This window comes from Kitasatospora sp. NPDC032121, assembly GCF_055580145.1.
In genome coordinates, this window is the sequence record NZ_JBVILX010000001.1 from 157641 (window position 1) to 176968 (window position 19328).

The window sequence follows — 19328 nt, forward strand, 5'->3', positions numbered from 1 at the left end:
CAGGCCGTCGCCCGTACGGCCCTACGCGCGTCCGGACCTCGGCGGTCCGGCCTGGAGCACGGGGAGCAGCCCTTGGCCGGGGACCGGAGAGCACAGCCCTGGGAGCCCGCGGCGGGACCGCACGGTCCTGAGCCCGGTCGGCTGCCGGCCGAGGTGACGGCCTTCGTCGGGCGGCAGGACGAACTGGCCGAGCTGACCGGCCTGCTGGCCTCGGCCCGGCTGGTGACCGTCACCGGCCCCGGCGGCGTGGGCAAGAGCCGGCTGGCGCTGCGCGCGGCGGCGCGGGCGGCTGGCGCGTTCCCGGACGGCACCTGGCTGGTGGACGTGGCCCCGGTGCAGGACGGGCTGCTGCTCGGCGACGCCGTCCTGGAGGCGCTGCGGTTCGCCGACGGCACCGCCCGTCCGCCGCTGGACGTCCTGATCGAGCGGCTGACCGGCCGGCGCCTGCTGCTGGTGCTGGACGGCTGCGAGCACCTGGTGGAGGCCTGCGCCGACCTGGCCGACGCTCTGTTGCGGGCGCTGCCCGGCCTGCGGCTGCTGACCACCAGCCGCACCGCCCTGCGGGCCTCGGGCGAGCACCTGCTCGCCCTCGCGCCGCTGCCGGTCGACCTCGCGCCGCCCGGCCCGGTGCGGCCGGGCGCGCTGCCGGACGCGGTCCGGCTGTTCACCGACCGGGCCCGGGCGGTGCTGCCGTCCTTCGAGGTGACGGAGGCCAACGCGGAGGCGGTCGCGCTGCTCTGCCGCCGGCTGGACGGCCTGCCGCTGGCCGTGGAGCTGGCCGCCGGGCGGCTGCGCGCGCTGTCCGTGGAGCAGGTCACCGCCCGGCTGGACGACCGCTTCCGGCTGCTCACCGGCGGCTCCCGGACGGCCCTGCCCCGGCACCGGGCGCTGCGCACGACGATCGGCTGGAGCCATGAGCTGTGCACCGTGCAGGAACGTTTACTCTGGGCCCGCCTGTCGGTCTTCGCCGGCGGCTTCGACCTGGAGGCCGCCGAGTACGTCTGCGCCGGCGAGGGCATCGAGGCCGAGGAGGTGCTCGACCTCCTCGACGAGCTGGTCGCCAAGTCCGTCGTCCTGAGCGGGGACAGCGCCTTCGGCGTGCGCTTCCGGCTGCTGGACTCCCTGCGCGAGTACGGCGGCCAGTGGCTGCGCGCCGCCGGCGAGGAGCAGCGGCTGCTGCGCCGCCACCGCGACTGGTACCTGGGCGTCGCCACCTGGGGCGAGGCCGAGTGGTTCGGCCCCCGGCAGGCGGAGACCGCCGAGCGCACCGCGCTCGCCCACGGCAACCTCCGCGCGGCGCTGGAGTACTGCCTCGGCGAGCCCGGCGAGGAGCAGATCGCCCTGCTGCTGGCCGCCACGCTCTGGTTCTACTGGGTCGGCTGCGGCCACCTCGACGAGGGCCGGCACTGGCTGGACCGCGCGCTCGCCCTGGACCGCGAGCCCACCGAGGTCCGGGCGAAGGCGCTCTGGGTCACCGGTCACGTGGCCGTCCTCCAGGGCGACCTCGGCTTCGCCCGACCGGCGCTGGAGGACTGCCGCCGCCAGGCGCTGAACACCGGCGACGACCGGGCCCTGGCCTACGCCGTCCACCGCCAGGGCTGTGTCGCGCTGGTCGGCGACGACCCCGACCGGGCCGCCGAGCTGTTCGAGGAGGCGCTCTGGCACTACCGGACCATCGGCGAGCTCAACAGCAACGTGGTGATGGCCATGCTGGAACTGGGCCTCGCCTACCTGTTCCAGGGCGACCCGGACAGCGGCGAGCTCTGGTTCCGCCAGGCCCGCGGGCTGTGCGAGGAGCACGGCGAGCAGTGGGCCTACGGGTACGTGCACTACGCGATGGCGTACTCGCACTGGCTGGACGGCGCCGTCCGGCCCGCCCGGACGCTGGCCCGGGAGTGCGTACGGCTGCACCACCTCTTCCACGACCTGCTCGGCCTCGCGCTGGGCGTCGACCTGCTGGCGCTGCTGGAGACGGAGCCGGGCAGACCGGGCGAGCCGGGTGACCTGCGCGAGGCCCGGGTGCTGCAGGGAGCCGCGCACCGGCTCTGGCGCACGGTCGGCAACCCGTTCCTGGGCTCGCGGAGCTTCTTCGGCCCGCACCAGGAGTGCGCGGAGCGGGCCCTGGCCGGGCTGACCGCCCAGGAGTACGAGGACTGCTACGAGGCCGGCACCCTGCTGGACCTGGACGCGGCGGTCGTCCGGGCGCTCGGCGGCGGGGGCTCGGCGGCGGCCCCCGGGCCGGTCCCGGGCCCCCGCTCGGCGCCGCCCGCGTCGGCGCCCTCACCGGCGCGGAATAGTTGAAGCTTGCCGATTGCTTGAGGAGGCAAGTAACTGCGGAAGGAACACCATGGCCGTCAACAATGCCGCCGACGAGTACCGCATGGCGAAGTTCTACTTCGACTCCAAGGCCTACACCGACGCGGCCCGCATGCTCGAAGGCGTACTGGCCGAGGAGCCGACCAACCTCTCCGTCCGGCTGCTGCTGGCCCGCAGCTACTTCCACTCGGCCCAGCTGCGCCGCGCCGAGGCCGAGCTGCTGCGGATCCTGGAGGCCGACCCGGCCGAGGACTACGCCCGGCTGATGCTCGGCCGCACCCTGGAGCGCCAGGGCCGCGCCGAGGAGGCCCGCCCGCACCTGCGGCTGGCCGCCGCGATGACCGGCGAGAGCATCTGACGCCGGCGGGAAAAGGGGCGAGCCCCCGTCGCCTCGGAAGGCGACGGGGGCTCGCTGGTGTTCGCGAAGAGCGAAGCCGGGTCAGCGCGAGTAGTACTCGACGACCAGCTGCTCGTCACAGATCACCGGGACCTCCTTGCGCTGCGGCGCACGGTCCAGGCGGAAGGCCAGGGCCTTCAGGTTGACCTCGAGGTACTTCGGGGTCTGGCCCTCACCCGCGTAGCCACCCTCACGGGCGACCTGGAAGGGGACCTTCTCCTTGCTGCGCTCGCGGACGGTCACCACGTAGCCCGGCTTCATCTGGAACGACGGCTTGTTGACCTTGCCACCGTTGACCTCGATGTGGCCGTGGACGACCATCTGGCGGGCCTGGTAGATGGTGCGGGCGATGCCCGAACGCAGGACCAGGGAGTCCAGACGGGTCTCCAGGTCGGCGACGAGCGCCTCACCGGTCTTGCCCTCGGCCTTCTTCGCGCGGTCGAACGCGCGCGCCATCTGCTTCTCGCTCAGGTCGTACTGGGCGCGCAGACGCTGCTTCTCGAGCAGACGGACCTTGTAGTCCGAGTTCTGCTTGCGGCCACGGCCGTGCTGGCCGGGCGGGTACGGGCGGGCCTCGAAGTACTTGACGGACTTCGGGGTCAGCGGCACACCGAGCGCGCGCGCGATCTTGACCTTGGGACGCTTCTGGTTCGCCATGAACCAAACCTTCCTTGCTTACGAATACGGCTTCACCAGGTGTTGACGGAGGTCGCATGTCGCGACCCGGAGAAAACCCCGCCGCCTGCGCGATGGGATCAGCCGCTCTCCGGAGCCGGGCACGGAAGTGCTGGTCACACGGACGGACCCGGGAACCCGGGCCGCCCGCGACACCGGTGACGGTGCGCGACGCTCCTGGTGCGGGCCTCCCGGAGGAGGCCTACCGCCGATGCCCCGCTGGTGCGGCCGGTCGGTGGGGTCTCCCCCGCCGCCGTCCCGGGACATGGCACTCCGACGAAGTATACCGGTGGATCACTCGCCCTTTTCCCCGGGCTGCTCCTCGGGCTTCTTCCCGTCCTTCTTCTCCGCCCTGCGCTCCCCCCGCAGCCGCCCGCGCGTCCACTCCACCACGTCCGCGTACCGGGCCTCGCCGCCGCGCCTGGTCGGCTGGTAGTACTCCTTGCCGTGCACCGCGTCCGGCGCGTACTGCTGGGCGGCGATGCCCTCCGGCAGGTCGTGCGGGTACCGGTAGCCCTTGCCGTGGCCGAGCTTGCCCGCGCCGCCGTAGTGGGCGTCCCGCAGGTGGGACGGGACGGCGCCGGCCAGGCCCTGCCGGACGTCCGCCAGCGCCGCGTCGATCGCCAGGTACGCGGCGTTGGACTTGGGCGCGAGGGCCAGCGCGATGGCCGCCTGGGAGAGGATGATCCGGGCCTCCGGGAAGCCGATCAGGGCCACCGCCTGGGCCGCCGCCACCGCCGTCTGCAGGGCCGTCGGGTCCGCCAGGCCGACGTCCTCGCTGGCCGAGATCATCAGCCGGCGGGCGATGAACCGCGGGTCCTCCCCCGCCTCGATCATCCGGGCCAGGTAGTGCAGGGTGGCGTCCACGTCGCTGCCGCGGATCGACTTGATCAGCGCGCTGGCCACGTCGTAGTGCTGGTCGCCGTCCTTGTCGTAACGCACCGCCGCGTGGTTGACCGCCGTCTCGGTGAGGGCCAGCGTGATGCTCGGCTCACCCTCCTCCAGCGCCGCCCCGGCCGCCGCCTCCAGGGTGGTGAGCGCCTTGCGGGCGTCCCCGCCGGCCAGGCGCACCAGGTGGTCCTCGGCCTCCGCGGACAGTTCCAGCGCGCCCTCCAGGCCGCGCTCGTCGGCCACCGCGCGGCGCAGCAGCGCCCGGATGTCCTCGTCGGTCAGCGACTCCAGGGTGAGCAGCAGCGAGCGGGACAGCAGCGGGGAGATCACCGAGAAGTACGGGTTCTCCGTCGTCGCCGCGATCAGGGTGACCCACCGGTTCTCCACGGCCGGCAGCAGCGAGTCCTGCTGGGCCTTGGAGAAGCGGTGGATCTCGTCCAGGAAGAGCACCGTCTCCCGGCCGGACATCCCGACCGCCCGCCGGGCGCCGTCGATCACCGCCCGGACCTCCTTGACCCCGGCGGTGATCGCGGACAGCTCCACGAAGCGGCCCTCGACCGCCTGGCTGATCACGTGCGCCAGGGTGGTCTTGCCGGTGCCGGGCGGCCCCCAGAGGATCACCGAGCTGGTCGCCGCCGGGCCGCGCGAGCCCGCGACCAGCCGGCGCAGCGGCGAACCGGGCTTCAGCAGCTGCCGCTGCCCGGCCACCTCGTCCAGGGTGCGCGGACGCATCCGTACGGCCAGGGGCGCCCGGCCGGGCTCCCTGGTCTGGCGTTCCTCGGCTGCGGCGGTGAAGAGGTCCGGTTCGTCCACACCGGAAGCCTATGCGAGGCCCCGGACAGCCCGGGCCGCTACTCCAGCGCGGCGGCGTGGTCCGGGACGTACTTCTGCAGGTCACGCGGGGGGCGCTGGTAGCCGCGCGACGCGGGGCGGGGCGGCAGCTCGATCTGCGGGACCTTCGTCTCCTGGTACGGCACGGTGGACAGCAGGTGGGCGATCATGTTGATCCTGGCCCGGCGCTTGTCGTCGCTCTCCACCACGTGCCAGGGCGAGTCCGGGACGTCGGTGTGGAGGAACATCTCGTCCTTGGCCCGCGAGTAGTCCTCCCAGCGGGTGATCGACTCGACGTCCATCGGGGAGAGCTTCCAGCGCTTCATCGGGTCCTCCAGCCGGTCCCGGAACCGCCGCTCCTGCTCGGTGTCGCTCACCGAGAACCAGTACTTGCGCAGCAGGATGCCCGACTCGATCAGCATCCGTTCGAAGGTCGGGCACTGGTGCAGGAACTGCCAGTACTCGTCGTCGTCGCAGAAGCCCATCACGCGCTCGACGCCCGCGCGGTTGTACCAGCTGCGGTCGAACAGCACGATCTCCCCGGCGGCCGGCAGGTGCTCGACGTAGCGCTGGAAGTACCACTGGGTCTTCTGCCGCTCGGTCGGCGTGGGCAGCGCCGCGACCCGGGCGATGCGCGGGTTCAGGTACTCCGTCACCCGCTGGATCGCTCCGCCCTTGCCCGCCGCGTCACGCCCCTCGAAGACCACCACCAGCCGGGCGCCCTCGACCCGCACCCACTCCTGGAGCTTCACCAGCTCCTGCTGGAGCCGCAGCAGCTCCCTCTCGTACGGCCTCTTGGCCAGCTTCTCCGGCTTGCCGCTGCGCTGCTGCTCGGCCACCCTCGGGTCCTCCGTTCGGTCGAATGCTGATGAGCACTCACCGTAGGCGCCGCTGGCCGGATCCGCAGGTCGGCGGGGCCGTGGCGACCGGGGCGGTCTCGTGGACCGGCCCTGGGAGAGGCACCCGAGGGAGACGGGCCCTAGAGGGCGAGGAAGGGCTCGGGGTAGCGGCAGAGTCCGCGCGGGCCGCCGTCGTACCCCGTCAGCGGCAGCGCCTGGAAGTACGTCTCCGGCACCTCGAACGGGCCGGTGACCTCGTGCCGCCCGGCCGGCGCGAAGCCGAACCGCTTGTAGTACTCCGGATCGCCGAGGACGACCACGAGCTTCTCGCCCGCGTCCTCGGCCGCCGCCAGCGCGGCCCGGACGACCAGCTCGCCGACGCCCCGGCGCTGCCACTCGGGCGCCACCGCGACCGGCGCGAGCGCCAGCCCCCTGCCGTCGCCGACCCGCAGCCGGCTCAGCAGCGCGTGCCCGATCACCAGCCCGGCCTCGTCGACCGCCACCACGGACAGGCCGGGCAGCCAGGCGGGATCGCGGCGCAACGCGTCCACCAGGTCCGCCTCGTCCGGTCCTGGGAACGCGGCCATGTGGACGCGCCTGGTCGCCGGGGCGTCGTCCGGACATTCGACTCTCGTTGTGACCTGCATTGAGTCAACCCTCCCTGTGTCACACACCGTTGTGGACCGGCCCCGGACGGTGGGTGGACCGTCCGGGGCCGTTGCAGGTTAGCGGATGACGCGGTGTCAGGACTTGGGCTGAGCCTCGCCCTTGGCGTCCTCGCGGACCTTCGGCTGGGCGTCCACGCCGGCCTCGCGGCGCTGTGCCGGGGTGATCGGGGTGGGGGCGCCGGTCAGCGGGTCGCCGCCGGTGGACGTCTTCGGGAAGGCGATGACGTCCCGGATGGTGTCGTACCCGCCCAGCAGCGTGACGATGCGGTCCAGGCCGAAGGCGACACCACCGTGCGGCGGCGGGCCGTAGTTGAAGGCGTCCAGCAGGAAGCCGAACTGCGAGGCCGCCTCCTCCTCGGAGAGGCCGATCGCGTCGAACGCCCGCTTCTGCACGTCGCGCTGGTGGATACGGATCGAACCGCCGCCCAGCTCCGAGCCGTTGAGGACCAGGTCGTAGGCGTTGGACAGCGCCGAGCCCGGGTCGGTGTCGAAGGTGGCCAGCGACTCCGCGGTCGGGGCGGTGAACGGGTGGTGCACCGCGTGCCAGCCCTGGAACTGACCCTTGTCGTCCTCGATCGGCTCGAACATCGGGAAGTCGACGACCCAGAGGAAGGCCCACTTGGACTCGTCGATCAGCTCGCAGCGGCGGCCGATCTCCAGACGGGCGGCGCCGAGCAGCTCCTGCGAGGCGCGCTCCTTGCCGGCCGCGAAGAAGATCGCGTCGCCGTTCTTGGCGCCCGCGGCGGCGGCGAGGCCGGCCAGGTGCTCCTCGGAGAGGTTCTTGGCGACCGGGCCGCGCAGCTCGCCGGTCTCGGCGTCGATGAGGACGTACGCCAGGCCCTTGGCGCCGCGCGCCTTGGCCCAGTCCTGCCAGGCGTCCAGCTGCTTGCGCGGCTGCGAGGCACCGCCGGGCATGACCACGGCGCCGACGTACGGGGCCTGGAAGACGCGGAAGTCGGTGCCCTTGAAGTACTCGGTCAGGTCGGTGAGCTCCTGGCCGAAGCGGACGTCCGGCTTGTCCGAGCCGTAGCGGCCCATGGCGTCCGCGTAGGTCATCCGCGGCAGCGGGTTCGGGACCTCGTAGCCGTGCACCTCGCGCCAGATGGCACCGATGATCTTCTCGCCGAGGGCCAGGATGTCCTCCTGGTCGACGAAGGAGGCCTCGATGTCCAGCTGGGTGAACTCCGGCTGCCGGTCGGCGCGGAAGTCCTCGTCGCGGAAGCAGCGGGCGATCTGGTAGTAGCGCTCCATGCCGGCCACCATCAGCAGCTGCTTGAACAGCTGGGGCGACTGCGGCAGGGCGTACCAGTGGCCGGGCTGGAGGCGGACCGGGACGAGGAAGTCGCGGGCGCCCTCGGGGGTGGAGCGGGTGAGGTACGGCGTCTCGATGTCGAGGTAGTCGTTCTCCTCCATCACCCGGCGGATGATGTTGTTGACCTTGGAGCGCAGGCGCAGGCCCTTGGCCGGGCCCTCACGGCGCAGGTCCAGGTAGCGGTAGCGCAGCCGGACCTCCTCGTTGACCGTGCCCGGCTCGTACTCGGCGACCGGGAAGGGCAGCGGGGCGGCCTCGGAGAGCACCTCGATCTCGCTGACGACGACCTCGACGGCGCCGGTCGGGATGTCCGGGTTCTCGTTGCCCTCGGGGCGGACCCGGACGTCGCCGACGACCTTGACGCAGTACTCGGCGCGCAGGCCGTGCACCGAGTCGAGGTCGCGGACCACGATCTGCACGGTGCCGGAGGCGTCGCGCAGATCGATGAAGGCGACGCCGCCGTGGTCGCGGCGGCGGGCGACCCAGCCGGCCAGGGTGACGGTGGTGCCTGCGTGCTCCGGGCGGAGCGTGCCCGCGTCGTGCGTGCGGATCACAGCTGCTTCTCCTTCAGGGTGGTGACGAGTGCGTCGAGGGCGACGGGGGTCTGCTCGCCGGTGCTCAGGTCCTTGAGCTGGACGACGCCCTCGGCGAGGTCCCGGTCCCCGGCGATCAGGGCGAAGCGGGCGCCGGACCGGTCGGCGGACTTCATGGCGTTCTTGATGCTCTTGACGCCGAAGGCGAGGTCGGTGGCCACGCCGGCCCGGCGCAGCTCGGTCACCTTGGCGAACAGGACGTCCTTGGCCTCCTCGCCGAGCGCGACGGCGTACACGGCGGTGGCGGACGGCAGCTCCAGGGTGATGCCCTCGGCCTCCATCGCGAGGAAGGTGCGGTCCACGCCGAGCGCCCAGCCGACGGACGGCAGCGCCGGGCCGCCGATCATCTCGGACAGGCCGTCGTAGCGGCCGCCGCCGCCGATCGCGGACTGGGCGCCGAGGCCGTTGTGCACGAACTCGAAGGTGGTGCGGGTGTAGTAGTCCAGGCCGCGCACCAGCTTGGGGTCGTCCACGTAGGCCACGCCCGCCGCGGTGAGCAGCTCGCGCACCTTCTCGTGGTACGCCTTGCACTCCTCGCACAGGTAGTCGCGCAGCATCGGCGCGTCGACCAGCTGGGCCTGCACGGACTCGCGCTTGTCGTCGAGGACGCGCAGCGGGTTGATCTCGGCGCGGCGGCGGGTCTCCTCGTCCAGGTCCAGGCCGGAGAGGAACTCGATCAGCGCGGCGCGGTAGACGGGGCGGCACTGCTTGTCGCCGAGGCTGTTGAGCAGCAGCGAGTAGTTCCGCACGCCGAGCGAGCTGAAGGCGTCGTCGGCCAGGATGACCAGCTCGGCGTCGAGCGCCGGGTCCTCCGCGCCGATCGCCTCGGCGCCGACCTGGGAGAACTGGCGGTAGCGGCCCTTCTGGGCGCGCTCGTAGCGGTAGTACGAGGCGGAGTACCAGAGCTTGACCGGCAGGTTGCCCTGCTTGTGCAGGTTGGCCTGGAGGGCGGCGCGCAGCACCGGGGCGGTGCCCTCGGGGCGCAGCGCGAGCTCGTCACCGCCCTTGGTGGTGAGGGTGTACATCTCCTTGGAGACGATGTCGGTGGACTCGCCGACACCGCGGGAGAACAGCTTCACGTCCTCGAAGACCGGGGTCTCGACGTAGCCGTAACCGGCCCGGCGGGAGGGCTCGGAGAGCCGGTCGCGGATCGCCAGGAACGTCGCGGAGCTGGGGGGCAGCAGGTCGTAGGTGCCCTTGGGGGCGGTGAAGGTGCTCAACTTCTCTTCCGTCACATTCCTCGTCGCGGGAAAGCCGGGGCGCCCGCCGCCCCTGCTGCCTGTCGGAGGTAGGGGTTGGTGGCGCGCTCGCGGCCGATGGTGGTCTGACCGCCGTGGCCGGAGAGGACCACGGTGGAATCGTCGAGGGGCAGGCACACCCGGGCCAGCGAGTTCATGATCGCCTCGCTGTCCCCGCCCGGGAGGTCGGTACGCCCTATGGAGCCGGCGAACAGCAGGTCGCCCGAGAACAGCACCGGGGGGAGGTCCTCGGCACCGGGCGTCCGGAAGGTCATCGACCCCCCGGTATGGCCCGGGGCGTGGTCCACCGTGAGCTTCAGGCCGGCCAGCTCCAGCACGCTGCCGTCGGTGAGCTCGCGCACGTCGTCGGGCTCACCGACGGTGAGCTCGCCCATCAGCTGGGTGCCCAGGGAGCGGCCGAGCGCCTTCTCCGGGTCGGACATCATGTAGCGGTCCTCGGGGTGGATCCAGGCCGGGACGCCGCGGGCGCCGCAGACCGGGACCACCGAGGCCACGTGGTCGATGTGGCCGTGGGTGAGCAGCACGGCGACGGGCTTCAGCCGGTGCTCGCGGACCATCTCCTCGACGCCCCGGGCCGCCTGGTGGCCGGGATCGACGATGACGCACTCCTCGCCCGCCGCCGGAGCGACCAGGTAGCAGTTGGTGCCCCAGGCTCCAGCGGGGAATCCGGCGATGAACACGCTCGTCCTTCGTTATGTGGTCGGCGACGGCTACGGGATGCAAGTCAAGTGGTGTAAGCGCAGCCTACCGGCGCTCCGGGTCCGGTTGCGAACCAGATGGCGGTGGCGGGGCACGCGGCCTGACAGGTTCACCGCGTTCTTACGGGCCGGGTCCCTACACTTGGCCGCCGAGGGATGCGATGATCCGCTCCGGAATCCATCCACTTTTCCCGCACATCCGTAGGAGACACGGCCGGTGGTCAGCAGCGAACAGCGGCGGCGGCAGCTCGCCCGAGAGAAGTACGAGCGCCAGTTGGAGCGCCGGGTCGCGGCCGAGGCCGCGCGCAAGCGGCGCAACACGATCCTGGGCGCCTCGCTCGCGGTCGTGGTGCTGGCCGGCGGTGGCACCCTGATCGCCACCGGCGCGTTCAGCTCGGACGACAAGGGCGACAAGAAGGCCTCGGCCGCGAACAGCGCCCAGGCCGCGCCGACCCAGGAGCCGACCACCCCGACCCGCAAGCCGGTCGAGGGCTGCGCCGCCCCGGCGCCGGGCGCGCCCAACGGCAAGCAGTGGCAGGCCGAGCCGCCGATGACGATCGACCCGAGCGGCTCGTACGCCATGACGCTGGACAGCAACTGCGGCAAGGTGACGATCGCGCTGGACGCGGCCAAGGCCCCGCACACCGTGAACTCCTTCGCCTTCCTGGCCGGCGAGAAGTACTTCGACCACACCAAGTGCCACCGCCTCACCACCGACGGCATCTTCGTGCTCCAGTGCGGCGACCCGACCGCCAGCGCGACCGTCCCGGGCGGCACCGGCGGCCCCGGCTACAAGTTCGCGGACGAGAACCTGGTCGGCGCGACCTACCCGGCCGGCACCGTGGCGATGGCCAACTCGGGCCCGGGCACCAACGGCAGCCAGTTCTTCCTGGTCTACAAGGACACCAAGCTGCCGCCGAACTACACCCCCTTCGGCAAGATCACCGGCGGTCTGGACGCCGTGCAGAAGATCGCCGCCGCGGGCACCCTGGAAGGCTCGCCCGACGGCCACCCGATGGCCGACGTCACCTTCAACTCCGTTACGGTGGCGAAGGGTTGACCGACTCCGGGGCCGTCGGCGGGCGGCGTGCGCGCCGCCCCCGCACGGCCCCGGACCGAAATCGCCCGGCCCGGATGCGGACAGCACCGGTCCTGGTCGCCTATGTTGGCGTTGTATAGGGTGCCCGGACCCGCCTAGCCGTCACCCTCGGCAGCAAGGCACGGCGGACGGGGACGGCGGACTCTTTCGGTCCGTCGCACATCAACTGTGGACGACGGACGCGCGCCGCCCCGGCGCGGGCGCGACGTCATGTGGAGGACGCGCTATGAGCAGCGACCCGTGGGGCCGTGTGGACGAGCAGGGCACGGTCTACGTCAGGACGGCCGACGGTGAACGCGTCGTCGGTTCCTGGCAGGCCGGCTCGCCCGAGGAGGCCCTCGCCTACTTCGAGCGCAAGTACCAGGGCATCGAGGTGGAGATCGGCCTGCTGGAGAAGCGGGTGCGCACCACCGACCTGGCCGCGAAGGACGCCCAGACCGCGCTGGAGCACCTGCGTGCCCAGGTGGTCGAGGGGCACGCGGTCGGCGACCTGGAGGGCCTGGCCAAGCGGCTGGACACGCTCGCCGGTGAGATCGAGAGCCGGCGCGAGGAGCGCAAGGCCGCTCGCGCCAAGGCCCAGGACGAGGCCCGTTCGGCCAAGGAGGCCCTGGTCTCCGAGGCCGAGCAGCTCGCCGAGTCCACCCAGTGGCGGGAGGCCGGGGACCGGCTGCGCGCCCTGGTGGACACCTGGAAGGGCCTGCCGCGGCTGGACCGCAAGAGCGACGACGAGCTGTGGCACCGCTTCTCGCACGCCCGCTCGGTCTTCTCCAAGCACCGCAAGGCGCACTTCGCCACCCTGGACGCCGAGCGCGAGAGGGCGCGGCAGACCAAGGAGTCGCTGGTCGCCGAGGCCGAGGCGCTGTCCTCGTCCACGGAGTGGGGCAGCACCGCCGCCTCCTACCGCGACCTGATGGCGCGCTGGAAGGCCGCCGGCCGGGCCCAGCGGGACATCGAGGACGAGCTGTGGGCGCGGTTCCGCGGCGCCCAGGACGTCTTCTTCCAGGCCCGCTCCGCGGTGTTCAGCGAGCGGGACGCCGAGCAGGTGGAGAACCAGAAGCTCAAGGAGGCGCTGGCCGCCGAGGCCGAGGCGATCCTGCCGATCACCGACCTCAAGGCCGCCAAGGCCGCGCTGCGCGAGGTCAACGAGCGCTGGGAGGCCATCGGCCACGTGCCGCGCGAGGTCCGTCCGAAGCTGGACGGCCGGCTGAACGCGGTCGAGCGGGCCATCCGCGAGGCCGAGGAGGCCGAGTGGAAGCGCTCCAACCCGGAGGCCAAGGCCCGCGCGGCCGGCATGGTGGGCCTGTTCCAGGCGAAGGCCGACAAGATCCAGGCCGACCTGGACAAGGCCCGCGCGGCCGGCAACGCCTCCAAGGTCGCCAAGCTGGAGTCCGAGCTGGCCGGCGTGCGGACCCTGCTGGACCAGGCGCACAAGAGCCAGGAGGAGTTCAGCGGCTGACCGCCCTGACCCGCCGAACCGCGAAGGCCCCCCGGGAGCACTCCCGGGGGGCCTTCCGCGCTGTTGCCGCCCCAGGGCGGGGCGGCACCGCTACTTGCGGGCGGAGGTGACGCGGTAGACGTCGTACACGCCCTCGACGCCGCGCACCGCCTTGAGCACGTGGCCCAGGTGCTTCGGGTCGCCCATCTCGAAGGTGAAGCGGCTCATCGCCACCCGGTCCCGGGAGGTCTGCACCGCCGCCGACAGGATGTTGACGTGCTGGTCGGACAGCACCCGGGTGACGTCCGAGAGCAGCCGGGAGCGGTCCAGCGCCTCGACCTGGATGGCCACCAGGAAGACCGAGGACTGGGTGGCCGCCCACTCGACGTCGATCATGCGCTCCGGCTGCTGGCTCAGCGCGTCCACGTTGACGCAGTCGGCGCGGTGCACCGAGACGCCGTTGCCGCGGGTCACGAAGCCGACGATCGGGTCGCCCGGCACCGGGGTGCAGCAGCGGGAGAGCTTGACCCAGACGTCCTCGACGCCCTTGACGATCACGCCCGGGTCGCCCTTGGCCCGGCGGCGCGCCGCGCGGCGGTTGTCGTGGGTCGGGGTGGTGGTCTCCGCCAGGTCCTCGGTCGCGCCCTCCTCGCCGCCGAGCGCCTGCACCAGCTTCTGCACGATGTTCGGCGCGGCGACGTGGCCCTCGCCGATCGCGGCGTAGAGCGAGGAGATGTCGGGGTAGCGCATCTCGTGGGCCAGGGTGACCAGCGAGTCGCCGGTCAGGATCCGCTGGATCGGCAGGCCCTGCTTGCGCATCGCCCGGACGATCGCCTCCTTGCCGTGCTCGATCGCCTCCTCCCGGCGCTCCTTGGAGAACCAGGCGCGGATCTTGTTGCGGGCGCGCGGCGACTTGACGAAGCCCAGCCAGTCCCGGGACGGACCGGCGTTCTCCGCCTTGGAGGTGAACACCTCGACGGTGTCGCCGTTCTCCAGGGTCGACTCCAGCGGCACCAGCCGCCCGTTGACCCGGGCGCCTATCGTCCGGTAGCCGACCTCGGTGTGCACGGCGAAGGCGAAGTCGACCGGGGTGGCCCCGGCCGGCAGGGCTATCACGTCGCCCTTGGGGGTGAAGACGAAGACCTCGTTGCTGGCCAGGTCGAAGCGCAGCGACTCCAGGAACTCGCCCGGGTCTGCGGTCTCCTTCTGCCAGTCCAGCAGCTGCCGCAGCCAGGCCATCTCGTTGACGGCGCCGGCCTTGTCGTCCTTGCGGACCTGGGTCGGGGTGTCGGTACGCACCTTGGACGCCCCGGCCACCGCGCGCTGCTTGTACTTCCAGTGCGCGGCGATGCCGTACTCGGCCCGCCGGTGCATGTCGAAGGTGCGGATCTGCAGCTCGACCGGCTTGCCCCCGGGACCGATCACCGTGGTGTGCAGCGACTGGTACATGTTGAACTTGGGCATCGCGATGTAGTCCTTGAACCGCCCCGGCACCGGGTTCCACCGCGCGTGGATGGTGCCCAGCGCCGCGTAGCAGTCGCGGACGGTGTCGACCAGGACCCGGATGCCCACCAGGTCGTAGATCTCGGCGAAGTCCCGGCCCCGGACGATCATCTTCTGGTAGACCGAGTAGTAGTGCTTCGGCCGGCCGGTGACGGAGGCGGTGATCCGGGCGCCGCGCAGGTCCGCCTGGACCTGGTCGATGACGGTCGCCAGGTACTCGTCCCGCTTGGGGGCGCGCTCGGCGACCAGCCGGACGATCTCGTCGTACATCTTGGGGTAGAGGATCGCGAAGGCGAGGTCCTCCAGCTCCCACTTGATGGTGTTCATGCCCAGCCGGTGCGCCAGCGGGGCGTAGATCTCCAGCGTCTCGCGGGCCTTCTTCTCCTGCTTCTCCCGCTTGAGGTAGCGCATCGTGCGCATGTTGTGCAGGCGGTCGGCCAGCTTGATCACCAGGACCCGCGGGTCCTTGGCCATCGCCACGACCATCTTGCGGACGGTCTCGGCCTGCGCGGCCTCGCCGAACTTGACCCGGTCCAGCTTGGTGACGCCGTCCACCAGCAGGGCCACCGAGTCGCCGAAGTCCTTGCGCAGGGTCTCCAGGCCGTAGTCGGTGTCCTCGACGGTGTCGTGCAGCAGCCCGGCCATCAGGGTCGGGGCGTCCATGCCGAGCTCGGCCAGGATCGTCGCCACGGCCAGCGGGTGGGTGATGTACGGGTCGCCGCTCTTGCGCTTCTGCCCGCGGTGCCACTTCTCGGCGACCGCGTACGCCTTCTCTATGTCGCGCAGCAGCGCCGGGTCGGCCTTGGGGTCGTTGGCCCGGATCGAGCGGAACAGCGGCTCCAGGACGGGGTTGAGCACGCTGGAGCGCTGGCCGCCCAGGCGGGCCAGCCGGGCTCGCATGCCGCCTGTGGAGCCGCGGCCGGAGGGGCCGAGCGAACGCGACGAGGTCGGCGCCGGGCGTGCCGGGGTGGCCCCCGAGGGCGTGGGACGGTTTTCGGGGGTGGCCGCTGCGGCCGTGGGCACAACCTCGTCGGGCAAGGACAACTCCTCGGGGCACCGGGGCCGACCCCCGCCGGGACCCGAACGGTCGGGCAGAACCGGGAGGGGATGAATCTTCATGGTACCGAGCCGGGCGCCGGGGTGTTCATCCGGCCGTGCCAGGAAACGGGAGGACGGCGGTCGGATGTTCCGACCGCCGTCCTCCCGAGGTGTCCGTCAGACCGTGACCAGCGTCTCCAGCGGAGCGCCGTCCAGGTGCCCGGCCAGCCGCTCGCGGCCGTCCAGGAAGCCCAGCTCCATCAGCACCACGACGCCCGCCAGCTCGGCCCCGGCCTCCTTCACCAGGTCCAGCGAGGCGCCGATGGTGCCGCCGGTGGCCAGCACGTCGTCCACCACCAGCACCCGCTCACCGGGAGCGAAGGCGTCGCACTGCACCTCCAGCGTCGCCGAGCCGTACTCCAGCTCGTACGAGCGCCGGAACACCTCGCCGGGCAGCTTGCCCTGCTTGCGGATCGGCACGAAGCCGAGCCCGGCCGCGAAGGCCGCCGGAGCCGCCAGCACGAAGCCGCGCGCCTCCAGGCCCACCACCTTGGTCGCACCGAGCTGCTTGGCCCGGTCCGCCAGCGCGCCGGTCAGGGCGCCGAAGGCCTCGGCGTCGGCGAGCAGCGGCGCGATGTCCTTGAACAGCACACCCGGCTTCGGGTAGTCCGGGACGTCCCGGATCCGGCTGTTCAGCAGCTCGGCCAGTGCGGTGTCGACGGTGGTCACGGTTCTGTCCTTAACGGTCCGGTGGGGCCCGGGGTCCTGCCCGGGGTCAGCGCTTGGTGGACGGACGGCCCTTGGCACGGGCGGTGCCGGCCGATCGGCCACGCTGTCCGACCATACCCGCAGGCTGCTCCTCGCCCGTCGGCTCCCCGTCCGCCTCGGCACCGTCCGCGGCCTCGGCCTTGGCGGCCGCGGCGGCCCGGTGCTGCAGGACCCGCTTGCGCAGCGCCTTCATCTCCGGCTGCTCCTCCTTGAGCTGCGCCAGCAGCGGGGTGGCGACGCAGATCGAGGAGTAGGCACCGGCCGCGAGGCCGATGAACAGCGCGAGCGAGATGTCGTTCAGGGTGCCGGCGCCCAGCAGGCCGCCACCGATGAACAGCAGCGCGGCGACCGGCAGCAGCGCCACCACGGTGGTGTTGAGCGAGCGCACCAGGGTCTGGTTGAGGCCGGCGTTGGCGGCCTCGCTGTAGGTGAGCTTGTTCTGCTTGGTGATCCCCTTGGTGTTCTCCTTCACGGTGTCGAAGACGACGACCGTGTCGTAGAGCGAGTAACCGAGGATGGTCAGGAAGCCGATCACCGTACCCGGGGTGACCTCGAAGCCCACCAGGGCGTACACGCCGATGGTGATCAGGAGGTCGTGGATGAGGGCGACCAGGGCGGAGACCGCCATCCGCCACTCGAAGGCGATCGCCAGGTAGACCGTCACCAGGACCATGAAGACGATCAGGCCGGTGAGCGCCTTCTGGGAGATCTGCTTGCCCCAGCTGGGGCCGATCACCTGGGCCTCGACGGTGTCCAGCGGCACGCCGAGCTTCTGCGAGAGCTCGGAGCGGATCTCGTCCGAGCTCTTCGGCTCCTCGGTGCTGACCTGGATGCGGATCTTGCCGCTGTCGGTCGACTGCACCAGCGGGTGCGAGGAGACGACCCCGTCGGCGGTGTCCTGTGCCTGGGAGACCGTCAGGCCGGGCTTGGACACGGTGTAGACCGAGCCGCCCTTGAACTCGATGCCCAGGTGCAGGCCCATGGCCAGGCCGATCGCCGCGACCAGCACGATCACGCCGGAGATGGAGTACCAGAGCTTACGGCGACCGACGAAGTCGAAGCTGACTTCGCCCTGGTAGAGCCGGTGGCCCAGGTTGGAGAAGCGTGACACGGTGTCAGGCCTCCTTCACGGCGGCAGAGGAGGGGCTACGGCGACGGCTGCTGCGCAGCGGCGGGCGGGCGCCCAGCCGCTTCGGGTCCAGGCCGGACCACGGGTGGCCGTTCAGGAAGAACTTCCGGCGGGCCAGCAGCGTGATCAGCGGCTTGGTGAAGAGGAAGATCACCACCACGTCGAGCAGGGTGGTCAGGCCCAGGGTGAACGCGAAGCCCTGGACCTTGCCGACCGAGACCACGTAGAGCACGGCGGCACAGAGGAAGGACACGAAGTCCGAGACCAGGATGGTGCGCCGGGCGCGCGGCCAGGCCCGCTGGACCGCCGGGCGCAGCGGGGCGCCCTCACGGACCTCGTCGCGGATGCGCTCGAAGTACACGATGAAGGAGTCGGCGGTGATGCCGATCGCGACGATCGCACCGCAGACCGCCGGCAGGTTCAGCGCGAAGCCGATCGCGTTGCCGAGCAGGCTCATGATCGAGTAGGTCAGGGCCGCCGAGACGAGCAGACCGGCGATCGAGACCAGGCCGAGGCCGCGGTAGTAGATCAGCGAGTAGGCGACCACCAGGACCATGCCGATCAGGCCGGCGACCAGACCGGCCTTGAGCTGGTCACTGCCGAGCGCCGGGGAGACGGTGGTGATGTCGCTCTTGGCGAACTCCAGCGGCAGGGCGCCGTAGCTCAGCACGTTGGCGAGGTCCTGTGCCTCGGCCTGGCTGAAGCGGCCGGTGATGACCGCGCTGCCACCCGGGATCGGCCCGTTGACCTGCGGGTGCGAGACCACCTGGTTGTCCAGCACGATGGCGAACTGGTTGGTCGGCGGGGCCTGGGCGGCCAGCTGGCCGGTGACCTTGGCGAAGGCGTCGGTGCCGGTGCCGTTGAACTGCAGCTGGACCTGCCAGCCGGCACCCGTCTGGGTGTCGATGCTGGCCTGGGCCTTGGAGACGTCCGCGCCCTTCACGGCCGCGGGGCCGAGGGCCAGCTTCTCGTAGTAGCCGTTCTCGGCCTTCTGGGAGCAGGCGACGACGGCCTTGTCCTCGGCGCCGGTCTGGGCGGCGCGGACGTCCGGCTTGGAGCAGTCCAGGGCGGCGAAGGCGGCGGCCAGCTCGGGCGGCACGGTGCCCTGGGTCATCGCGTTGCTGATGTCGGCCGGGGTCTGCGGGACGGCCGGGGTGCTCGGGGCACCGGTGGCGGCCGGGGCCGCGCTGCCGGTGGCGGCGGGGGCGGCACCGGTGGCGGCGGCGGTCGGGCTGGCGCCCTCGGCGGCCAGCGCCTCGCTCGCGGGGCGGCCCTGCTTGGTGGCGCTCGGGGCCGCGGACTGGGCACCGGCGGAGGGGGTGGCGGCCGGCGTGGCGCCCGGGGTGCCGGTGGCGGCCGCGGACGGGGTGCCGGTCGGCTCCGGTGCGGAGATGCCGCTGGGGGCGACGGCCAGGACCGGGCGGAAGAACAGCTTCGCGGTGGTACCCACCTGGTCCGCCGCGTTCTGCCGGTCACCGCCCTTGGGGATGTTCACGATGATCGTGTCCGAGCCCTGGGTCTGGACCTCCGCCTCGGAGACACCCATGCCGTTGACGCGGCGCTCGATGATCCCGACGGCGATGTCCATGTTGGACTTGTTGAGAGCCTTGGGATCGGACGACTTCGCGGTCAGCGTGATGCTGGTGCCACCGGCGAGATCGATCCCGAGCCGGGGCTTGGTGGTGCCCGTCCCGAACATGAGGGCGACCAGTCCGACGGTGACGACCAGGATGAGGGCCAGCGCCCGCCCTGGGTAGCCGTCGCGCGGGCGCGACTTGGGTGTTGCCACCTTGCTCGTTTCTCCCTGTCCATGCCACTTTCCCGGCCGTACCCCCGGCCGGCGATAGTCGGGACGGGGGTACGGCGGTTCTGCGGCC

The 19328-nt window shown here is 72.0% G+C and carries 15 protein-coding genes; 4 read left to right on the plus strand and 11 right to left on the minus strand.

All coding sequences use genetic code 11. The features are described 5' to 3' along the window. The first annotated feature begins 153 nt into the window (after nt 1-153). Nucleotides 154-2301, plus strand: coding sequence for an ATP-binding protein (locus tag ACZ5OX_RS00675; RefSeq protein WP_465627886.1), 2148 nt, complete (start codon nt 154-156; stop codon nt 2299-2301). Between the two features lie 46 nt (nt 2302-2347). Next, on the plus strand, nt 2348-2674 hold the full coding sequence (locus tag ACZ5OX_RS00680; RefSeq protein ID WP_449789484.1) for a tetratricopeptide repeat protein: 327 nt from the start codon (nt 2348-2350) through the stop codon (nt 2672-2674). 81 nt (nt 2675-2755) lie between these two features. Here the strand turns inward: ACZ5OX_RS00680 and rpsD are convergent, their stop codons facing one another. The 7 genes from rpsD to ACZ5OX_RS00715 all read right to left on the minus strand — a co-directional run bounded on the left by rpsD (nt 2756) and on the right by ACZ5OX_RS00715 (nt 10461). Beyond that, nucleotides 2756-3370, minus strand: coding sequence for a 30S ribosomal protein S4 (rpsD, locus tag ACZ5OX_RS00685; RefSeq protein WP_030056230.1), 615 nt, complete (start codon nt 3368-3370; stop codon nt 2756-2758). Nucleotides 3371-3682: 312 nt separating this feature from the next. Beyond that, nucleotides 3683-5092: a replication-associated recombination protein A gene (locus tag ACZ5OX_RS00690; protein ID WP_402406522.1), complete on the minus strand. Its 1410-nt coding sequence runs from the start codon at nt 5090-5092 to the stop codon at nt 3683-3685. Between the two features lie 38 nt (nt 5093-5130). After that, nucleotides 5131-5949: a polyphosphate kinase 2 gene (ppk2, locus tag ACZ5OX_RS00695; protein ID WP_465627888.1), complete on the minus strand. Its 819-nt coding sequence runs from the start codon at nt 5947-5949 to the stop codon at nt 5131-5133. Between the two features lie 140 nt (nt 5950-6089). Then, nucleotides 6090-6536 carry a GNAT family N-acetyltransferase gene (locus tag ACZ5OX_RS00700; protein WP_465627890.1) on the minus strand — a complete coding sequence of 149 codons (447 nt, stop codon included), beginning with the start codon at nt 6534-6536 and terminating at the stop codon, nt 6090-6092. 156 nt (nt 6537-6692) lie between these two features. After that, on the minus strand, nt 6693-8483 hold the full coding sequence (gene aspS, locus ACZ5OX_RS00705; RefSeq protein WP_449789488.1) for an aspartate--tRNA ligase: 1791 nt from the start codon (nt 8481-8483) through the stop codon (nt 6693-6695). Continuing rightward, entirely contained in the window at nt 8480-9742 is a 1263-nt protein-coding gene (hisS, locus tag ACZ5OX_RS00710) for a histidine--tRNA ligase (protein ID WP_465627892.1), read from the minus strand. Before hisS ends, aspS begins: the two co-directional genes overlap by 4 nt. Nucleotides 9743-9753: 11 nt before the next feature. Continuing rightward, nucleotides 9754-10461 (minus strand): MBL fold metallo-hydrolase, encoded by a 708-nt coding sequence (locus ACZ5OX_RS00715; RefSeq protein ID WP_465627894.1) that lies wholly within the window; start codon nt 10459-10461, stop codon nt 9754-9756. 235 nt (nt 10462-10696) lie between these two features. Between ACZ5OX_RS00715 and ACZ5OX_RS00720 the strand changes: the two genes are divergently transcribed. Both ACZ5OX_RS00720 and ACZ5OX_RS00725 read left to right on the plus strand, forming a co-directional pair. Then, the gene (locus ACZ5OX_RS00720; RefSeq protein ID WP_465627896.1) at nt 10697-11539 is read left to right on the plus strand and encodes a peptidylprolyl isomerase; all 843 of its coding nucleotides are present in this window, start codon (nt 10697-10699) and stop codon (nt 11537-11539) included. Nucleotides 11540-11804: 265 nt separating this feature from the next. Further along, nucleotides 11805-13034 carry a DUF349 domain-containing protein gene (locus tag ACZ5OX_RS00725; protein WP_465627898.1) on the plus strand — a complete coding sequence of 410 codons (1230 nt, stop codon included), beginning with the start codon at nt 11805-11807 and terminating at the stop codon, nt 13032-13034. A 90-nt stretch (nt 13035-13124) separates the two neighbouring features. Here ACZ5OX_RS00725 and ACZ5OX_RS00730 read toward each other — a convergent pair whose 3' ends face one another. From ACZ5OX_RS00730 to secD, 4 genes are all read right to left on the minus strand, one after another. Then, a complete protein-coding gene (locus ACZ5OX_RS00730) occupies nt 13125-15611 on the minus strand; it encodes a RelA/SpoT family protein (RefSeq protein WP_465628863.1) in 2487 nt (828 codons plus the stop codon). A 120-nt stretch (nt 15612-15731) separates the two neighbouring features. Next, nucleotides 15732-16283: an adenine phosphoribosyltransferase gene (locus ACZ5OX_RS00735; protein ID WP_392874692.1), complete on the minus strand. Its 552-nt coding sequence runs from the start codon at nt 16281-16283 to the stop codon at nt 15732-15734. Between the two features lie 46 nt (nt 16284-16329). After that, entirely contained in the window at nt 16330-17433 is a 1104-nt protein-coding gene (gene secF / locus ACZ5OX_RS00740; RefSeq protein ID WP_465627900.1) for a protein translocase subunit SecF, read from the minus strand. Nucleotides 17434-17437: 4 nt separating this feature from the next. Further along, nucleotides 17438-19240, minus strand: coding sequence for a protein translocase subunit SecD (gene secD / locus ACZ5OX_RS00745; RefSeq protein WP_449808557.1), 1803 nt, complete (start codon nt 19238-19240; stop codon nt 17438-17440). Nucleotides 19241-19328 lie beyond the last annotated feature (88 nt).